This window comes from Cellulomonas carbonis, from assembly GCF_014636275.1.
In the GTDB taxonomy this organism is placed as follows: domain Bacteria; phylum Actinomycetota; class Actinomycetes; order Actinomycetales; family Cellulomonadaceae; genus Actinotalea; species Actinotalea carbonis.
The window spans coordinates 1-588 of the sequence record NZ_BMEB01000041.1 but is presented as its reverse complement, the minus strand read 5'-3'; the positions used below and the strand labels follow the sequence as shown (position 1 = coordinate 588).

The following is a 588-nucleotide window of genomic DNA, read 5'->3' as shown; positions in this document are numbered from 1 at the left end:
CGGACCGCAGATCGTGTTGGGGATGGGGCTGAACACCCGGTTGGAGCCTGCTGATCTGCCGCGCGAAGACGCGAGCTCAATAGCGATCGAAACCGGAATCGACGGTTCAGAAATTGATCATGAAGCATTGCTAGTCTCGATTCTCGGCACACTGATCCCCTGCTACAGAGAGCTGATCGACTATGGAGATGAGGATTTCCGCGACAGCCGCACAGCGCGGAGAGTGCGTGATCATATGGTGACGCTCGGGTCGCGGGTTCGGGTGGAGAAGCCTGACGGTTCCGACATCATCGGCACCGCCACGGGGCTGGACGCAGGAGCCGACCTCATCATCGACGATCAGGTGTGCTTAAGCGCCGGAGACGTCCACCATCTGCGTCCGGCCGCGGCCCCGACCGCTGCGGAGAGGAGCCAAGACTGATGGCGGTTTCGGACTTCACCGCCGGATTCGACATCGTCGAACCGGAACGGCTGGGCACACCCGAGGTCGGAGAAGCCGCAGGCACCTCCGCAGAGACTCGGCCGGCCGACGCCGGCACCCAGTCGCACAGAGACGCGCCCCGGTCCGCCGACGCATCGCAGCCGACC

Annotated in this window: 1 pseudogene; it reads left to right on the top strand. The window is 64.1% G+C overall.

Annotated elements, in window-relative coordinates:
• A pseudogene (locus IEV86_RS17580) lies at window positions 1-421 on the top strand (biotin--[acetyl-CoA-carboxylase] ligase); the annotation flags it as partial.
• Between the last annotated feature and the right edge of the window lie 167 nt (window positions 422-588).